This is a genomic window from Bacillus sp. AMCV2 (genome assembly GCF_056033925.1).
Genome location: NZ_JBVYIB010000002.1, coordinates 2159837 through 2176606, shown reverse-complemented (window position 1 = coordinate 2176606; position 16770 = coordinate 2159837). Strand labels below are relative to the sequence as shown.

The window sequence follows — 16770 nt, the reverse complement described above, 5'->3', positions numbered from 1 at the left end:
CATGTTTTGGTTGTTGATCGCCATTCTCATTGTTCAAAGAGCAGCAGAAATGGCAGTGGCCAGGCAAAACGAACAAAAGGTAAAGAAGCAAGGAGCAATTGAATTTGGCGAGAGCCACTATCCGTATATCATTACGATGCATATCCTTTTTTTCCTGTCCTTAATTGCCGAAGTGCTGCTGATGAATAAACAGCCGTCCAGCTGGTGGCTCGGTATCGCTGCAGTTATTTTAAGCGTACAGATCGTACGGTATTGGGCGCTTTGTTCCTTAGGGGCATATTGGAATACGAAAATCCTTGTTGTTCCAGGTGTAGAGCTTGTAAAAAAAGGTCCATATAAATGGATGAAACATCCAAACTATGCCGTTGTTATACTCGAAATTTTGTTGATTCCGCTGCTTTATCAAGCATACGTCACCATGTGTCTGTTTTCCATTTTCAATGCCGTGTTGTTAAGCGTCAGAATTCGCGCAGAAGACAAAGCATTACAGGAATACAGCGTAAAATAGCGATTGAAAATCATTCTCAACCATGTTAAAATGAATTTGAAAAAGATTCTCAATCAGGATGGTGAAGCAAATGACAATGCTGTTTTTGCTTGGAGCGGTTTGTACATATAGTGTATTAATTGGTTTTGTATTAAAAGGAATCTCTAATAAATCTGTTTGATGAATCTGGAACTTGTAAAAGTTGCAGATTTTCTTTTATAGAAGCTGCCGTAATGGCGGCTTTTTTCTATTCTCCTAAAGAAATTTGGTTTATTCTTGTGTAAAATGAAAAGGGAATGAATTCAGATCTTTCGAAAAAGGTTCACAATTGAAACGGCACAAAGGGGTTCAGACTTATGACAGATCAAAACAGAAAAGAGCTTTTGCATAAAACTGGGGAACTTTATAAGCAATTTATTGAGAATCAAGATGAACAAAGGGCTGTTAAACTGGCTGCGGTCATGAAAAAAGCGGCTGATGAAGAGGTTTATATCGCGTTTACCGGGCATTATTCAGCGGGGAAATCGTCACTGCTGAACTGCCTGTTAATGGAGAATATTTTGCCGACAAGCCCGATTCCGACAAGCGCTAACCTTGTTGTGATCAGAAACGGGGAAAAGCGAGTTCGGCTTCATACAACAGACGGAGCGTGTGCTGAGCTGGAAGGGGCTTACCAGAAAGACAAGGTGCAGCAATATTGTAAAGACGGGGAACAGATTGAAAGCGTCGAAATTTTTGACAGATATACTGAGATCGATTCCGGGGTTGCGTATATTGATACTCCAGGGATAGATTCAACAGATGATGCGCATTTTCTATCGGCTGCTTCTATTCTTCACCAAGCGGATGCGCTGTTTTACGTCGTTCACTATAATCACGTGCACTCTGAGGAAAATGTAAAGTTTCTCAGATCAATAAAAGAAAGCATTCCGAATGTGTATTTTATCGTCAATCAAATTGACCGCCATGATGAGACGGAGACGAAATTTGGAGACTATAAAGCGCAGGTAGAGGAGATGCTTTGCAATGAAGGGATTTCAAAGGAAGCGCTCTATTTTACGTCAGTAACAGAACCGGACCACCCGTTCAATCAGATGGGGGCCCTGAGAGAAGAGTTAAGAAGAATAGAACAGCAATCAAAAAGCAATATGCAGGCTTTAACCGAACAAAAAGTCCGTAATCTGCTAAAGGAACATACGGAAATGCTGAAGAAAGACGAAACAGGCGCTCCGAGTTTCGCTGAACAGCTTAATATCCAAACTGGACTGGTCCAATCGCTGCGTGATCAATTGGATGAGGCCGAAAAACAAACGACTGAGGCAGAGAAGAGGATGCAGGAAGAAATCAATCGTATTTTAAAAAACGCCAACCTGACGCCTTTTGAAATGCGTGAATTGGCGGCTGCATTTTTAGAATCACAAGAGCCTTCCTTTAAAACCGGCTTTTTCTTTTCTAAAGCGAAAACTGCACAGGAAAGAGATAAAAGGCGGAATGCTTTTTTCTCTGATGTGGCAAAACGAACAGAGGCCGAAGCGGATTGGCATATAATAGACACGCTTCATAAACTCGCCAAGGCATTTGATGTCTATACCGCTGAAAGTGAAAAGCTGATTCAGGCCTATCGCACACCGCTTGATATAAGCATCATTGAACGCGCGGTCAAGCATGGTGCAGCCTTTTCTTCTGAATATGTATTGCAATATACAAAAGACTTGGCAGAGCTCATCCGGAAAGAGGCGAAAAGAGAAGCCGCAGACATCATAAAGGTGCTCTCCGCTATGGTGAAAGAGCGTGTTTCCAAAGACATGCAAACGATTAACGACCGGCTCGTCCAAGAATCAGAAAAACTTGTCTTTCTTCAAGAACAAGCTCGTTTAGAGAATCATGCCCGAGAGAAAACCGATCGCCTTTGGGCCATTTGGGAAGAAGAGTCCGCATGCCCAATGCATATAGACACAGAATGGTTTAAATCGAAGAAAACAAGAGTGGCGGCTCCAGAGCAGAAACAAGGCCGAAGCCAGCTGACGGCGCAGCCGATGCCGAAATCAGAAATCAAAATGGAACAAGAAATGCCGCTTCAAGACCAAATCAAACGCTTTTACACTTTGTCTGACCTTTTAGGCGAATGCAGCATGTTGTTAAAGCAAACTTCAGCGTTTCGTGAAAGGGTGAAAAGGCTTGAGGAACGGAAATTTACACTCGCTCTTTTTGGAGGCTTCAGCTCGGGGAAATCATCATTTGCCAATGCGCTTGTCGGCGAAAGAGTGCTGCCATCCTCACCAACTCCAACCACAGCGACAATTAACAAGATCACAAAGCCAATCAATGGAAACTTAAACAAAACAGCGGATGTAGTGTTTAAGACAGAGGATGACATAACGGCTGAAATTTTACAGCTCACCGGAATACCAAAGGAACCGGCAGGCCGTTCCTTCACAGAGAAGTGGGAAAAGGCAGTCAAAAAAAACAGGCTGCAGGAAGAACACGTGAAATTGATCAGCAATTTTCTGCTTGCATACGAGAAGTATCAGCAGTATATACAGGAACAGAAGAAATTAACGATTCCGCTCTCTGAATTAAAGCCGTATGTAGCAGAGGAAACAACGGCCTGTGCTGTGAAAGAGGTAACGGTCTACTATACATGTCCGCTTACTGAAAAAGGGATTACGATCGTTGATACACCCGGCGCGAGTAGCATGAATAAACGGCATACAGAACTGGCATTCCAATATATCAAAGATGCTGATGCATTTTTTTATATGACTTACTATCAGCACTCTTTTTCAAAAGGAGACCGTTCATTTTTGCGAAAGCTTGGACTTGTGAAAGAATCGCTCAGCATGGATAAAATGTTTTTTATTATTAATGCTGCAGACCTTGCAAAAGATAAAACAGAGCTCGAAACAGTGACCGATTATGTCAGCGCAGAGCTTGTAAAAGAAGGGGTTTATGAGCCGCAGCTCTTTACCGTATCAAGTAAGGAGGAACTGATGGGAAAACCGGAGTCATTTTACAATCAGTTCTCGAAAGTAAGAAAACACTTAGACCGGTTTATCGAAGTGGATGTAAAAAAAGCGTCAGCAGCGCAGCTCAGTTCGGAGGCAGACAAACTATGCGAAACTGTTTTTCAGCTTCACCAATCCCAGCATCAGTCCCGAGAAGAGAAGGAAGCGCAGAAACAGCGCCTTATGCTGTCATTTGAGCGGACAGCGGCCGATATCGAGAAACGGATGAACTCAGAAACCATCATTGAAAAAGTAAAAAAAGATACAAGAGAGCAACTATATCACATTACACAGCGATTATCATATTTTGCAAATGATTTATTAAAATCGGCATTTCATCCCGGGCTGCAAAACGGGGATTGGAAAAAGAACGTCAGTAAGGCGATGACAACAGCCTTACATGAATATCAATTTGAATATATTCAGGAAATCAAAACGCTTGATGTTCGCATGAGCGGTTTCATCGAAAGGCATATCAATGAAGAATGGCTGGATCAATTTCAAAAAACATTAAACGAGGACGGTTATTTTTCCGTTTATGCGGGTGATCAGCATTCGAACGGCATACAGTTGAAGGAAGTTGAACCAGAAATAGAAGAACGTGCTTTTGAGCAGGAACTAAAAGAGGTCAAATCACCGAAGCAGTTTTTTGAGCAGAAAGGAAAATCGGCCTTTATCGAAGCTGTACGGATGAAACTTACGAAAATCACAGAGGCATGGATAAAAAATGAAGAAGAAAGCCTGATCTCTCATTACACTGCTCACCTCAGACGCTTACAGGAAGATATGGGTGAAAAAGCAATCGCGCAAATAACGGATCAAAAAGAGACATATTTAAGAGGATATGCGGAAGGGGAACATGCGAAAGAGATTGAAATAGCGTACCAGGCGTGCATCTCCTGGAAAAATTCAGACAATACAATAAAAATGTAAAATTCAGTTGGCTTGTATTTCAAGTCATGATAGACTAAATAGAAAAAAGCGAGATGAACGATTAATGTCAGAGGTACATAAAGCAATTTCAGCACATTCATCAAAACAGCACGAGCATATCAAAGCATTTATGCGTCTTGAAAATTTGCGTGAATTGGCGATTGAAGAAGCTGTTGCTAAATGCAAAAACGATGAGCCTTATACTACAGATGCAATTAATGAAATTACCGAGCAAATGAATCAGCTCGCTAAAAAAGGCATCGTCCCGACAAGACGGCTTGTATCAAAAGAAATGGTCAGAGAATACGTAAGCCGCATGTAAGCTGGATGATCCTGTCGCGAGTGAATCTCCTGCCGGAAGCATATACTATATGCATCCGACGTAAGGGGGGATTCATGTTGGGCAGAACAAAGCTCGGAAACAGAAATGCACAGGCGAATAACAATGCCAAAAAGAAAAACGGATTTCAAACCCATTTTGACTCTTACGCAGGACGCGAAGCTGAAAAGCTGATCGCAAGCAACAAAAGACACAACGATTGATAAATATCCAAACAGTATCTCTCATTAAAGAGATACTGTTTTTTATTTTTGGGCTGCTTTATGATAAAATAGAAGGAATGAAAGAAAAGGGAGTTATTTGATGAATAATAATAAACTATTGCTGGTTGACGGCATGGCTCTTTTATTCCGGGCCTTTTTTGCCACGGCCGTACATCGCAACTTTATGATAAATGACAGCGGGGTGCCGACGAACGGCGTCAACGGCTTTTTAAAGCATTTGATTACAGCTGTGGAAACATTCCAGCCGACACACGTCGTCTGCTGCTGGGACATGGGGAGCAAAACGTACCGAAATGACTTGTTCCAAGATTATAAGGCCAACCGCAGCGCGCCGCCTGTGGAGCTGATTCCGCAGTTTGATTTGGCAAAGGAAGCAGCCGCAGAGCTTGGAATCATGAATATTGGCTTTGCCGGCTATGAAGCGGATGACTGTATCGGTACTCTTGCCGATTTATTTGCGAATGAAGCGGACATTACGGTCGTAACAGGGGACAGAGATTTACTTCAGCTGTTAACGGATAAAGTAAGCGTTGCTTTGCTTCAAAAAGGAATCGGAAATTATAAAGTCTATACAAAAGAGATTTTTTATGAAGAAACAGGCGTAATGCCGAAGGCTTTGATTGATATTAAAGCGCTTATGGGAGATTCCAGTGATAACTATCCCGGAGTCAAAGGGATTGGAGAAAAAACAGCCTACAAACTGATTCGTGAATACGAAACGATTGACCGTTTATTGGAAAATCTTGCTCTTCTTCCAAAAGGACAGCAGGGAAAAATTCAGCAAGGTTTAAGCGATTTGGAGATGTCGAGGAAGCTTGCGGAAATTCATTGCTCAGTGCCGCTGGCCTGCACACTGAAAGACGCTTTATTTAATTTGCAAATGGAGCAGGCGGCTGACATGCTTCGCCGCCACCAAATCAAAGGAATTGAGCGTATGCTTGAAAAGCTGAACGCTAGAGAGATCGTTTAGATCTTCTCTAGCGTTTTGTATTGCTTTTTTTTGCTCTTTCCTCAAGCTCTGTTTTAGGGTCATTATGTGTATTGCCTTCCAGGTCGCCTTGCGGAGTAACACCGCCGGTCAGCCGGCCTTTATCTTTCTTTTTCATGTTAGTTCACCTCGCCATTAGGATGAACCAATAATCAAGATTTAATTCTTTTCATTCAGCCGAATCGCTTCTTTTGCCAGAAGATCGGCTTTTTGGTTTTGCTTGCCCGGTATCCATTTGATGAAAAAAAGAGGGAATGCCGCTTTTAATCGGATAATTTCTTCTACGAACGGTTGAAACGTTTTATTTTTAACCATTTCAAGCTCAGTGGCGCGTTCCACAATATCTGAATCGGTTCGAAAGGAAACCGATTGATACCCGCGCGTTGCACATAGCTTCATCCCTTCAATTAATGCAAGAAATTCCGCTTCCTGATTTGTATGCACTCCGATTGGAATAGAGAAGGATTCTGCTATTCCCTCATGTTTGATAAAAATGCCGATACCGGAAGGCCCGGGATTACCAGCGCTTGCTCCGTCTATGTATATTTCTGTAGGCATTATGAACTCCTTTCATCTTTAGGTATCATTTTTTTGGCTGCATATGCATAAGGCAATGAAATCAAAGATACCGCAAACTTAATCAAATATGTAGAAATAAAAATATGAAGCCACACGCCTGCCGGATAAATGCCGAGAAAGGCGACTGCAGTGAATATGAATGTATCAAACAGCTGGCTGACTGCTGTACTGCCGCCGTTTCTGAGCCATAAAAGCCGATCAGAAGGAAATATCCTTCTAATTGCCGAATATACATAAACATCCAGCGTTTGGCTGAAGATAAAGGCAAGCAGACTTCCTAACGCAACTCGCGGAAGGAATCCGAAGATCGTTTCCAGCGCTGGTTGTGATATGTCGCTGGAAGCCGGTTCGAAAAGCAGCACGCCCTGCATGACAAACGTCAGCGTCAGGAGCGTTGAGAATCCGAGCCATACCGCTTTTCTGGCTTCAGCTGGTCCGTATTTTTCATTCAGCACATCTGTCGCAAAAAAGATTGTGCCATACATCACATTCCCGAGTGTCGCTGTTAAGCCAAACAGTTCGACTGTTTTGACGACTTGGAGGTTGGCGCAGACTGTCGCAAAACCGATCCAAACAAACAGTCCCATTTTGCCAAATCCTTTATAAAATAAAAGAACAATGATAAAATGAATGATCGCAAAAAAGATCCAAAACGAATTATTAAACAAGATGAAAAAGCTTCCTTTCCGGGGTAAGATTGGTTTGATTATAGCATAAGCCCGGCAACTAATGAATGGTAAGGTGATTGTAATGAAGCTCAGACCGCATTTGAAAATAGAAGCAAAAGGAACGGGATCCGTCTCATTTTTTAGCGAAGACTGGCTGACAGCACAGCAGGCACGTATGCTCGCCAGAGAACTTGGCCGTTTTCCATACATGAAGGAGCTAGAGTTCGAAGACGAGAAAGGCGGCAGCTGGACGCTGAAGGAATTGGAAAAGCTGACAGAGGAGCTTGCTCAAGAGCCTGATGACATTACTGTTTATTTTGACGGCAGTTTCGATAAGGAGAGCGAATTGGCCGGTCTCGGGATCGTCATCTATTATTCATTGGGAGGAACCCGGCATCGCTTGAGAAAAAATAAAAGCTTCCGGCTGAAAACCAATAATGAAGCTGAATACGCAGCGCTTTATGAAGCAATAAGAGAAGTAAGAGAGCTTGGGGCAAGCAGAAATTCAATTACAATCAAAGGGGACTCGCTTGTTGTGCTGAATCAGCTTGACGGCAGCTGGCCTTGTTATGATCCATCTCATAATGAATGGCTCGACAAAATAGAAGCACTCCTTGAATCGCTGAAGCTTACTCCAACCTACGAAACGATACAACGAAAAGACAATCAGGAAGCTGACGGCCTCGCTAAAAAAATTCTATCCCATCAATTCGTAGAAAGCCACACGAAATTAGACCGTAACGGAGATGACGAAATTGGATAAGAAAATGATCTTTAAAGAACTGACAGAACTGCACGATGAATATTGCAAGGACTGTTTTATTAAGAAGCAGTTTCGCAAAGAATTTGGCAAAACTTATGCGCATTCATTTTGTATCAATAAATGTACGGTTGGTGAAAAGCTGAAACAATACGGAGATGTCTTAACCAATCACTAAAAATAAAAACCGCAGAAGCTGCGGTTTTTATTCTTTGAATTCATCGAGCTGATGCTCGCTGTCATCTAGCAGCTGCTGTTGCTGCTTTACAAATTCAGGATCATCGAGAACTGCCAGCTCTTCAGATTGTGACAGTTCTCTAGCATCCTCAATGACTTGGTATGCAGAGTCGACTAATGTTTTGCTTTGGCCTCTCGTCGCAGCTCCTGTTGTTTTCTGCGCTGTTTCCACCGCTAGTTCCAGCTGCCGCTTATCCGTAAAGCCAGTCTGATCCTCATTATGAAATTCTGAAGTCACCAAAAACACCTCCGCCATTATTTTGCAGAGTTTTTTTGAAATTTATGTACCAAAATAGAAAAGAAAATAAAAATAAGCCGATATAACTATTGAACCAGAATAAATAGGACTGTTTTACTATTTGAGGTATCTTGATAGAGAAGGGGAACGCAGCTATGGATGATAAAGACTTGAAGTTGATCCTTCACAAAACATTTATAGAAATATACAGTGATTTAGAAGAACTGGCGGATATCGCGAAAAAAGGAAAACCGTCAATGGAAAAGTATGTTGAAGAGATTGAACAGAGGTGCAAACAAAACATTTTGGCGATTGAAATCCAGATGAAAATCAAATAGGAGAGGCGAATGCCTCTCCTCTATTTGTCATCTCATCATCATGTATTGAATTTAGAGTTTTACAACATTAGAAGCTTGAGGTCCACGATTACCTTCGACAATTTCAAAAGAAACTTCTTGTCCTTCTTCTAATGATTTGTATCCATCTCCTTCGATAGCTGTGAAGTGAACAAATACATCGTCTCCGCCTTCAACTTCAATGAAGCCGAATCCTTTTTCGTTGTTGAACCATTTTACTTTACCGTTTTGCATATTGCTTAATTCCTCCTAGTACTGTAGCACCCGTGTGCTAAAAAAAATTTTGTCACCATTTAACGTTGATTCATTGTTAAATGATGGTTCAACTATACACCATCTGGGAGCACCCGTCAAGTTGTGAAACGGCTTATTTTTCAAAAGAAGGGCAAGTTTCATAAAAAAATGTAACCGCTTTTATTAATGGCTGAATATAAATAAAAAGAGCACACGATTTTCGTATGCTCTCTAGTACGCCATTATGATAGTGCTTTGGCTTTTTGTTTGGCAGTCATCATTTCTGATTCCTTCAGGATATCCTCTAAAATCACTTCAGAGGAGTTTGCTAAATGAAGGTCCTTAATGTTTTTCTTCATGCGATGCAAGGTATCTTCATCTGCAAGAAGGGAAGTGACTGACTCGAGAATCTCTTCATGGCGGTTCACGACGATGGCAGCTCCGCGGTCTTCAAAGAAGTTTGCATTTTCTTTTTCCTGGCCAGGCACGGGTTTGTACAGAATGACAGGCACACCAATGGCTGTGGCTTCTGTCAAAGTAATGCCGCCAGGCTTGGTAATCATGCAATCTGTGATCCGGAATAGCTCATCAATGCGCTCCACATAGCCCAGAACTTTTAATTTGTCACCATTTTCCGCCTCAAGCGCACTCAAAGATTCTTTTAAAGCCGTATTTTTCCCGCACACGACAACCACTTGCACTTGGTCATCTTTGACAAGGTTTTCGCACAGCTCTTTTACGTTCTTTAATACACCGTGAGCACCTGCCATGATCAGAAGCACTTTTTTGTTTGGTGAAAGATTGTACTTTTTATATATCGGGCCAACCGGCATGGATTCTTCAAATTGCGGCCTGATTGGAATTCCTGTGATTTTTACGTTGCTTGGATGAGTGCCGATCTCCAGCAGTTTTTCCTTCACGTAATCTGTCGCCACATAATATTTATCCACGTTTTCGTGAACCCAAATTTTATGAAGACAAAAATCAGTCATAACGTTGAAGGTAGGAATGACTCTTCCGGTTCGGCGTCTGTATTCAGGCACGACGATCATCGGAAATGTATTAATAATAATATCGGGCTGATGTTCATCGACAAGTTCGCCCAATCTTTTATTACCCATTTTAAAGTAAATATTGAATTTGCGTTTATTATAGATTTTGTCAACTCCGTAATAAAACAAACGATAAAACTGTTTCCCGATTGAGAAGCTTTTTAAATAAAGGTATTGAGTTACCTCTGAAACAATCGGATTTGACTCTTGGTACAAATTAGAAACTGTTACATGCTGAAAGCCGAGCCGTACACATTGTTCATAAAGTGTTTTGGCTACCTGCACATGTCCATTTCCGTAATTTGCAGTCAAAATTAATACTCTTTTATTGGTATTCAAGTAAATTCACCTCAATGTAATCAACAACAAGCAAGCTTCATGCATCGTAAGGAGTTATTGTCTATACATAAACATAACACAAATACATAATCGAATTATTAATGCAGTGAAAAAGTTAAGCTAATTTTAAATGATTTGGATTCCAGTATTTTAAATTTTTGTTATACGCAGACTGAATCAGATGTATTTTATCATATTTTTTGCTCAGCGTATCACTAAAAAAGAAAAATTAGTCCCATTCATAAGGAGTTTCTTGGTAAACGTAATAATTCAGCCAATTCATAAACAATAATGTGGCATGCGCTTTCCAGCGATTCACTGGCTCGTTGCTGCCTTTTGCAAAATAATGTTTAGGTGCCTCGACAGTAGAAAGGTTTCGTTCCAAATCTCTTTCATACTCTTGAAGGAGCGTATTTGTATCATATTCAGGGTGCCCTGTCAAAAAGACTTGTTTTTCGTCTTTAGACACAATTAAGCAAACCCCGGCTTCCTTTGATGCGGTAAGAATGTTTAACTCGGGCACTGCTTGAAGCTGTTCCATATTTATATCTGTATGCCGGGAATGCGGCACGTAGTATAGCTCGTCAAAACCTCTTACCAATCTTTCGTGTTTTGAAAGAACGGTATGTTCGAACACACCGAAGATTTTTTTCGGCATTTGAATTTTTTCCACACCGTAATGGTAATACAAACCTGCTTGAGCACCCCAGCAAATATGCAAGGTTGAAGTGACATTTGTTTTGCTCCACTCCATAATTTCCTTGAGCTCTTCCCAATATGAAACCTCTTCAAACGCCAAATGCTCGATCGGCGCACCGGTGATAATCATGCCGTCAAACCTCTTGTGACGGATATTGGAAAAAGTCGTGTAAAATTCGTCAAGGTGTTCTCTCGCAGTATTTTTCGGCGTGTGTGTGCTTGGGATTAAAAATGTGAAATGAACCTGTAAAGGCGAATTTCCAAGCAATCTGAGAAGCTGAGTCTCTGTTTGGATTTTTTTCGGCATCAAATTTAATATAATAATTTTTTGCGGCCGGATATCCTGATGAAATGCTCTGCTTTCATCCATTACAAATATATGTTCACTTTCAAGCACCTGTTTTGCCGGCAGGTGTGTAGGTATATTAATAGGCAACGTGCCACCTCCATTATTTCCCCGTTTAATTTTCTTCATTATAGGAATTTTCACGCCAATTTTCAATCTATCTATACGTGTTGAGGGGGAAACAACAGAAAACTCTTTAAATAAAACGCACTGACATGCCTTTTGGTTTCACAGTAAAATGATTTTCAAAGATGTCAGAGGGAATTGTAATGTTTTATAGAATGATAAGATAAAAAATGAGCCATATGAATTGATAATGAACGGACGCTCATATCGTTAAGTTTCTTATGAGTTCTTAATTGATGTTTACATTTTGGATTGCGATTTAAAAAAGGTAAAATAATCAGCACCAGGGAATAGGAGGGACTTACATGTCTATTTATCATATGAAGGTACGTACAATCACAGGGAAAGACATGACACTTCAGCCTTTCGCGGGAAAGGTACTGATGATCGTGAATACAGCAAGTAAGTGCGGTTTTACTCCCCAATTGAAGCAGCTGCAGGAATTATATGATACATATCAGCAGGAGGGGCTGGAGATCTTAGGCTTCCCCTGCAATCAATTCATGAACCAAGAGCCTGGTGAAGAGGCTGACATACAGGAATTTTGTGAAACAAATTACGGTGTTACATTTCCTATGTTTTCAAAAGTGGATGTAAACGGGAAAAACGCCCACCCGCTGTTTGTGTATTTGACAGAACATGCGAAAGGGATGCTGGGAACTAAGGCGATCAAGTGGAATTTCACGAAATTTATAGTGGATAGAAATGGAGAAATCGTTGGCCGTTATTCACCAAATACAAATCCGAAAGAGCTGGAAGACGATATCGTGAAGCTATTAGAGCAATAAAAAGAGGGTGCTTTTATGAAGGAATTGAAGCAGGAAGAGCAAATCAGGGCATGGGTTCAATCTATCCTGACTAAGGAAAGCTCTGGACATGACTGGCATCATGTATCAAGAGTAGCAGATCTTGCAGCGTATATTGGAGAAAAGGAAAAAGCGGATTTGTTCATTGTTGAAACGGCGGCTTTGGTTCATGATTTAATTGATGTGAAGCTGCCTGACACGGTCAGGCTTTCTGTGAGCGAAGTATATGATCAGCTCGTTTTTTTCGGAGTAGGAAAAGAGAATGCAGACAGAGTGATTCATATTATAACAAGGATGTCCTTTCGAGACAGGGAAAAGCTGGCGAACGAGCCGCTCTCAATTGAGGGAAAAGCCGTACAGGATGCTGACAGACTTGATGCGATTGGTGCTGTCGGCATTGCGAGAGCTTTCATGTTTGCGGGCGCAAACGGGCATGGCCTTTATGGAGATGATCGAAGCGCCTACGCTCATTTTTTTCATAAGCTGCTGCGGCTGAAAGATATGATGAATACAGACACTGCACGGGAACTGGCAGAAGAAAGACACAATTTTATGCTTCAGTTTGTCCGCCAATTAGAAAAAGAAATACCCGGGATTGATGCCAAAACGTCGTAATAGAAGGCTTGGAGCGACTATGATAGAATAAGTCACAGATATGCTATAGGAGGACGATCATGAAGATAAAATCAATTGAACCTACACCAAGCCCGAATACAATGAAAGTCATCTTAACGGAAGAGCTTCCGGCGGGTAAAAGCAATAACTATAAACCTGAGCAAGCAGAAGGCGCACCGCCTGTTATAGCGGAAATCCTTAAAATAGATGGAGTTAAAGGGGTATATCACGTCGCAGATTTTCTTGCTGTTGAACGGAATGCAAGATACGACTGGAAAGACATTTTACCGCAAGTCCGCACTGCATTTGGGATGGAAAGTGCTGAAAGCGCAGAAGAAAATCGTTCTGATCAAGAATCTTTTGGAGAGGTAAAAGTTTTTGTGCAGATGTTCAGCGGCATTCCTATGCAAGTTAAATTAACCGATGGAGAGCGGGAAGAACGCTTCGGCTTACCTGAACGCTTTCAGCAGGCGATCTTAAAACTTAGATCTGAAGCTTCCAATGTTGTGTTTGAGCGGGCTTGGAAAGAACAAGGTGTCAGATTCGGTGACTTTGATGAAATCGGCCATGACGTGACAGAAGAGCTTCAGGCGGCATACAGTGATGAACGGCTGAAACGACTGACTGAAGCAGCCGCTCAAGGAAAGGGCGAAGCAAAACAAGCTGTACAGCGCAAAGCGTATAAAGTAACGCTTGACATGCTGGATGATGAGGACTGGAAAAAGCGTTATGCACACTTGGAACAGATGGATCCGAAAGAAGAGGATATCCCGGTTTTACAGAAGGCATTGGATGATCCAAAGGTGTCCATCAGAAGACAGGCTGTTGTGTACTTAGGAATGATTGAAACACCTGATGTTCTTCCTCTATTGTATAAAGCACTTGAGGACAAAGCTGTATCAGTCAGAAGAACGGCCGGAGACTGCCTGTCTGATATCGGCGATCCTCAAGCCATTCCTGCTATGATCAAGTCGTTAAGCGACTCCAGCAAGCTTGTTCGCTGGCGTGCGGCCATGTTCCTGTACGAAGTCGGCGATGAAAGTGCAATTGAAGCTTTGCGCGCTGCCGAAGATGACCCCGAATTTGAGGTCAGCCTTCAAGTCAAAATGGCGCTTGAACGTATTGAGCATGGAGAAGAAGCAAAAGGTTCTGTTTGGAAACAAATGACGGAAAGCAGAAAAAAAGGCGAATAAAGATAAAAAAGGTGCAGATCATGCACCTTTTTTATGTGAATTCACTTTTTATAAAAATTATTTCGAATATTGTTGAAAAATATCCGAAAACTATTTATAGTAAGTAACAATATTAATAGTTGGAGGGTTCAAATCGAAAGAAAGCTATATAAATATAAAAACATGAAAGAACAAAACAAGGTGAGGGCGGCCTGTATTTATCTTATTTGCAAAAACAGCCCATAAATAAACTGAAAATTGTCAAAATAAAATCCAATCAAACAATTGAAAGAATTTAGGAGGATCACCATGGCAGAATTACGCAGTAATATGATCACACAAGGAATCGATAGAGCTCCGCACCGCAGTTTGCTTCGTGCAGCAGGGGTAAAAGAAGAGGATTTCGGCAAGCCGTTTATTGCGGTGTGTAATTCATACATTGATATCGTTCCCGGTCATGTTCACTTGCAGGAGTTTGGGAAAATCGTAAAAGAAGCAATCAGAGAAGCAGGGGGCGTGCCGTTTGAATTTAATACCATTGGGGTAGATGATGGCATCGCAATGGGGCATATCGGTATGAGATATTCGCTGCCAAGCCGTGAAATTATCGCAGACTCTGTGGAAACGGTTGTATCCGCACACTGGTTTGACGGAATGGTCTGTATTCCGAACTGCGACAAAATCACACCGGGAATGCTTATGGCGGCAATGCGCATCAACATTCCGACGATTTTTGTCAGCGGCGGACCGATGGCGGCAGGAAGAACAAGTGACGGGCGAAAAATCTCCCTTTCCTCAGTATTCGAAGGGGTAGGCGCCTACCAAGCAGGGAAAATCAACGAAAACGAGCTTCAAGAACTAGAGCAGTTCGGATGCCCAACGTGCGGGTCTTGCTCAGGCATGTTTACGGCGAACTCAATGAACTGTCTGTCAGAAGCACTTGGTCTTGCCTTGCCGGGTAATGGAACCATTCTGGCGACATCTCCGGAACGCAAAGAGTTTGTGAGAAAATCGGCTGCGCAATTAATGGAAACGATTCGCAAAGATATTAAACCGCGTGATATCGTTACAGTAAAAGCGATTGATAATGCGTTTGCACTCGATATGGCGCTCGGAGGTTCTACAAATACCGTTCTTCATACGCTTGCCCTTGCAAACGAAGCTGGCGTTGAATACTCTTTAGAACGCATTAACGAAGTCGCTGAGCGTGTGCCGCACTTGGCCAAGCTGGCGCCTGCATCGGATGTGTTTATTGAAGATCTTCATGAAGCGGGCGGCGTGTCAGCGGCTCTGAATGAGCTTTCCAAGAAAGAAGGAGCGCTTCATTTAGATGCGCTGACTGTTACAGGAAAAACTCTTGGAGAAACCATTGCCGGACATGAAGTAAAGGATTATGACGTCATTCATCCGCTGGATCAACCATTCACTGAAAAGGGTGGCCTTGCTGTTTTATTCGGTAATCTAGCTCCGGACGGCGCTATCATTAAAACAGGCGGCGTACAGAATGGGATTACAAGACACGAAGGGCCGGCTGTCGTATTCGATTCTCAGGACGAGGCGCTTGACGGCATTATCAACCGAAAAGTAAAAGAAGGCGACGTTGTCATCATCAGATACGAAGGGCCAAAAGGCGGACCTGGCATGCCGGAAATGCTGGCGCCAACATCCCAAATCGTTGGAATGGGACTCGGACCAAAAGTGGCATTGATTACGGATGGACGTTTTTCCGGAGCCTCCCGTGGCCTCTCAATCGGCCACGTATCACCTGAGGCAGCTGAGGGCGGGCCGCTTGCCTTTGTGGAAAACGGAGACCATATTATCGTTGATATTGAAAAACGTATCTTGGATGTACAAGTGCCAGAAGAAGAGTGGGAAAAACGAAGAGCGAACTGGAAAGGTTTTGAACCGAAAGTGAAAACCGGCTACCTGGCACGTTATTCTAAACTTGTGACAAGTGCCAACACCGGCGGTATTATGAAAATCTAGATAGCTGGGGACACTTTCTTTTATTTTAAGGCGTGAACATTTGAAATCCGGCCCTCTCTATAGTATCCTTTACTTCAGATGAAGGATACTAGAGGGGGCTTTTTTTATGTCAATGGCTTATGAAGAATACATGCGCCAGCTTGTCGTACCGATGCGCCGCGAGCTGACTGGAGCAGGTTTTGAAGAGTTAACAACAGCGGAAGAAGTAGAAAACTTTATGGAAAAGGCAGAGGGCACAACTCTTGTAGTCGTTAACTCTGTATGCGGCTGCGCGGCAGGCCTTGCGCGTCCTGCGGCTACGCAGGCAGTCCTCCAGAATGACAAAACACCTGACAATACGGTGACTGTTTTTGCGGGCCAAGATAAAGAAGCTACTGCGAAAATGCGTGAGTATTTTACTGGCCAGGAGCCTTCATCACCATCAATGGCTCTTTTGAAAGGCAAAGAAGTCGTACATTTTATTCCGCGTCATGAAATTGAAGGACACGATATGGAAGAAATTATGAAAAACCTGACTGCTGCCTTCGATGCGCACTGCTAAATGCCCGTTTTCCGGGCATTTTCTTTTTGGGAGTACAGA

The 16770-nt window shown here is 42.3% G+C and carries 22 protein-coding genes; 14 read left to right on the top strand and 8 right to left on the bottom strand.

The genetic code is table 11. The features are described from left to right. Position 1 precedes the first annotated feature (1 nt). The 6 genes from bpsB to exnP all read left to right on the top strand — a co-directional run bounded on the left by bpsB (position 2) and on the right by exnP (position 5959). A complete protein-coding gene (bpsB, locus tag AC0OMA_RS11105) occupies positions 2 to 508 on the top strand; it encodes an alkylpyrone methyltransferase (protein ID WP_004398552.1) in 507 nt (168 codons plus the stop codon). A 70-nt stretch (positions 509 to 578) separates the two neighbouring features. Beyond that, positions 579 to 668, top strand: a complete 90-nt coding sequence (gene fbpC / locus AC0OMA_RS11100) for a Fur-regulated basic protein FbpC (RefSeq protein WP_100069434.1) — start codon at positions 579 to 581, stop codon at positions 666 to 668. A gap of 175 nt (positions 669 to 843) precedes the next feature. Beyond that, the gene (gene dynA, locus AC0OMA_RS11095) at positions 844 to 4425 is read left to right on the top strand and encodes a dynamin GTPase (RefSeq protein WP_474222118.1); all 3582 of its coding nucleotides are present in this window, start codon (positions 844 to 846) and stop codon (positions 4423 to 4425) included. 64 nt (positions 4426 to 4489) lie between these two features. Continuing rightward, positions 4490 to 4747: a YpbS family protein gene (locus AC0OMA_RS11090; RefSeq protein ID WP_015383925.1), complete on the top strand. Its 258-nt coding sequence runs from the start codon at positions 4490 to 4492 to the stop codon at positions 4745 to 4747. A 74-nt stretch (positions 4748 to 4821) separates the two neighbouring features. Beyond that, entirely contained in the window at positions 4822 to 4968 is a 147-nt protein-coding gene (locus AC0OMA_RS11085) for a hypothetical protein (protein WP_003230761.1), read from the top strand. A 100-nt stretch (positions 4969 to 5068) separates the two neighbouring features. Continuing rightward, entirely contained in the window at positions 5069 to 5959 is an 891-nt protein-coding gene (exnP, locus tag AC0OMA_RS11080) for a 5'-3' exonuclease ExnP (RefSeq protein WP_015383924.1), read from the top strand. Positions 5960 to 5966: 7 nt separating this feature from the next. Here exnP and sspL read toward each other — a convergent pair whose 3' ends face one another. From sspL to AC0OMA_RS11065, 3 genes are read right to left on the bottom strand one after another with little or no spacing between them, the layout of a single operon-like run. Further along, positions 5967 to 6095: a small, acid-soluble spore protein L gene (gene sspL / locus AC0OMA_RS11075; protein ID WP_003218255.1), complete on the bottom strand. Its 129-nt coding sequence runs from the start codon at positions 6093 to 6095 to the stop codon at positions 5967 to 5969. A gap of 41 nt (positions 6096 to 6136) precedes the next feature. After that, positions 6137 to 6535: a reverse transcriptase-like protein gene (locus AC0OMA_RS11070; RefSeq protein WP_047182777.1), complete on the bottom strand. Its 399-nt coding sequence runs from the start codon at positions 6533 to 6535 to the stop codon at positions 6137 to 6139. Then, complete coding sequence (locus AC0OMA_RS11065) at positions 6535 to 7224, bottom strand: queuosine precursor transporter (protein ID WP_047182776.1); 690 nt, start codon at positions 7222 to 7224, stop codon at positions 6535 to 6537. The genes AC0OMA_RS11070 and AC0OMA_RS11065 overlap by 1 nt, the downstream gene beginning before the upstream one ends. Before the next feature lie 82 nt (positions 7225 to 7306). Between AC0OMA_RS11065 and AC0OMA_RS11060 the strand changes: the two genes are divergently transcribed. Next, complete coding sequence (locus tag AC0OMA_RS11060; protein WP_015483362.1) at positions 7307 to 7987, top strand: ribonuclease H family protein; 681 nt, start codon at positions 7307 to 7309, stop codon at positions 7985 to 7987. Then, positions 7980 to 8162 carry a zinc-finger domain-containing protein gene (locus AC0OMA_RS11055; RefSeq protein WP_004399003.1) on the top strand — a complete coding sequence of 61 codons (183 nt, stop codon included), beginning with the start codon at positions 7980 to 7982 and terminating at the stop codon, positions 8160 to 8162. Before AC0OMA_RS11060 ends, AC0OMA_RS11055 begins: the two co-directional genes overlap by 8 nt. A gap of 27 nt (positions 8163 to 8189) precedes the next feature. Here the strand turns inward: AC0OMA_RS11055 and AC0OMA_RS11050 are convergent, their stop codons facing one another. Further along, entirely contained in the window at positions 8190 to 8459 is a 270-nt protein-coding gene (locus AC0OMA_RS11050) for a DUF2564 family protein (RefSeq protein WP_474222117.1), read from the bottom strand. Between the two features lie 155 nt (positions 8460 to 8614). Between AC0OMA_RS11050 and degR the strand changes: the two genes are divergently transcribed. Then, positions 8615 to 8797, top strand: coding sequence for a transcriptional regulator DegR (degR, locus tag AC0OMA_RS11045; RefSeq protein ID WP_003230774.1), 183 nt, complete (start codon positions 8615 to 8617; stop codon positions 8795 to 8797). 51 nt (positions 8798 to 8848) lie between these two features. On the opposite strand, the gene cspD is transcribed toward degR, so the two are convergent. The 4 genes from cspD to metA form a co-directional block, all read right to left on the bottom strand. Next, positions 8849 to 9049: a cold-shock protein CspD gene (cspD, locus tag AC0OMA_RS11040; protein ID WP_003230776.1), complete on the bottom strand. Its 201-nt coding sequence runs from the start codon at positions 9047 to 9049 to the stop codon at positions 8849 to 8851. Between the two features lie 15 nt (positions 9050 to 9064). After that, positions 9065 to 9211, bottom strand: a complete 147-nt coding sequence (locus tag AC0OMA_RS11035) for a hypothetical protein (RefSeq protein ID WP_144052042.1) — start codon at positions 9209 to 9211, stop codon at positions 9065 to 9067. A gap of 80 nt (positions 9212 to 9291) precedes the next feature. Beyond that, positions 9292 to 10440 (bottom strand): diglucosyl diacylglycerol synthase, encoded by a 1149-nt coding sequence (locus AC0OMA_RS11030; protein WP_015483359.1) that lies wholly within the window; start codon positions 10438 to 10440, stop codon positions 9292 to 9294. A 229-nt stretch (positions 10441 to 10669) separates the two neighbouring features. Continuing rightward, positions 10670 to 11575 carry a homoserine O-acetyltransferase MetA gene (metA, locus tag AC0OMA_RS11025; RefSeq protein ID WP_004398721.1) on the bottom strand — a complete coding sequence of 302 codons (906 nt, stop codon included), beginning with the start codon at positions 11573 to 11575 and terminating at the stop codon, positions 10670 to 10672. 341 nt (positions 11576 to 11916) lie between these two features. Here metA and AC0OMA_RS11020 point away from each other — a divergent pair, with 341 nt between their 5' ends. The 5 genes from AC0OMA_RS11020 (at position 11917) to brxA (ending at position 16731) form a co-directional block, all read left to right on the top strand. Then, positions 11917 to 12399, top strand: coding sequence for a glutathione peroxidase (locus AC0OMA_RS11020; protein ID WP_015383916.1), 483 nt, complete (start codon positions 11917 to 11919; stop codon positions 12397 to 12399). Between the two features lie 15 nt (positions 12400 to 12414). Then, positions 12415 to 13032, top strand: a complete 618-nt coding sequence (gene hdhQ, locus AC0OMA_RS11015) for an Mn(2+)-dependent (deoxy)ribonucleoside pyrophosphohydrolase (RefSeq protein ID WP_015383915.1) — start codon at positions 12415 to 12417, stop codon at positions 13030 to 13032. A gap of 59 nt (positions 13033 to 13091) precedes the next feature. Continuing rightward, entirely contained in the window at positions 13092 to 14225 is a 1134-nt protein-coding gene (locus AC0OMA_RS11010) for a conserved virulence factor C family protein (RefSeq protein WP_042976329.1), read from the top strand. Positions 14226 to 14513: 288 nt separating this feature from the next. After that, entirely contained in the window at positions 14514 to 16190 is a 1677-nt protein-coding gene (gene ilvD, locus AC0OMA_RS11005) for a dihydroxy-acid dehydratase (protein WP_015483355.1), read from the top strand. Positions 16191 to 16296: 106 nt separating this feature from the next. After that, positions 16297 to 16731 (top strand): bacilliredoxin BrxA, encoded by a 435-nt coding sequence (gene brxA, locus AC0OMA_RS11000; RefSeq protein WP_003230794.1) that lies wholly within the window; start codon positions 16297 to 16299, stop codon positions 16729 to 16731. Positions 16732 to 16770: the final 39 nt, after the last annotated feature.

Coding starts and splice junctions, on each gene's coding strand:
- bpsB (WP_004398552.1), top strand. CDS start 2: ATGTTTTGGTTGTTGATCGCCATTCTCATTGTTCAAAGAGCAGCAGAA.
- fbpC (WP_100069434.1), top strand. CDS start 579: ATGACAATGCTGTTTTTGCTTGGAGCGGTTTGTACATATAGTGTATTA.
- dynA (WP_474222118.1), top strand. CDS start 844: ATGACAGATCAAAACAGAAAAGAGCTTTTGCATAAAACTGGGGAACTT.
- AC0OMA_RS11090 (WP_015383925.1), top strand. CDS start 4,490: ATGTCAGAGGTACATAAAGCAATTTCAGCACATTCATCAAAACAGCAC.
- AC0OMA_RS11085 (WP_003230761.1), top strand. CDS start 4,822: ATGTTGGGCAGAACAAAGCTCGGAAACAGAAATGCACAGGCGAATAAC.
- exnP (WP_015383924.1), top strand. CDS start 5,069: ATGAATAATAATAAACTATTGCTGGTTGACGGCATGGCTCTTTTATTC.
- sspL (WP_003218255.1), bottom strand. CDS start 6,095: ATGAAAAAGAAAGATAAAGGCCGGCTGACCGGCGGTGTTACTCCGCAA.
- AC0OMA_RS11070 (WP_047182777.1), bottom strand. CDS start 6,535: ATGCCTACAGAAATATACATAGACGGAGCAAGCGCTGGTAATCCCGGG.
- AC0OMA_RS11060 (WP_015483362.1), top strand. CDS start 7,307: ATGAAGCTCAGACCGCATTTGAAAATAGAAGCAAAAGGAACGGGATCC.
- degR (WP_003230774.1), top strand. CDS start 8,615: ATGGATGATAAAGACTTGAAGTTGATCCTTCACAAAACATTTATAGAA.
- cspD (WP_003230776.1), bottom strand. CDS start 9,049: ATGCAAAACGGTAAAGTAAAATGGTTCAACAACGAAAAAGGATTCGGC.
- AC0OMA_RS11035 (WP_144052042.1), bottom strand. CDS start 9,211: ATGAAACTTGCCCTTCTTTTGAAAAATAAGCCGTTTCACAACTTGACG.
- AC0OMA_RS11020 (WP_015383916.1), top strand. CDS start 11,917: ATGTCTATTTATCATATGAAGGTACGTACAATCACAGGGAAAGACATG.
- hdhQ (WP_015383915.1), top strand. CDS start 12,415: ATGAAGGAATTGAAGCAGGAAGAGCAAATCAGGGCATGGGTTCAATCT.
- AC0OMA_RS11010 (WP_042976329.1), top strand. CDS start 13,092: ATGAAGATAAAATCAATTGAACCTACACCAAGCCCGAATACAATGAAA.
- ilvD (WP_015483355.1), top strand. CDS start 14,514: ATGGCAGAATTACGCAGTAATATGATCACACAAGGAATCGATAGAGCT.
- brxA (WP_003230794.1), top strand. CDS start 16,297: ATGTCAATGGCTTATGAAGAATACATGCGCCAGCTTGTCGTACCGATG.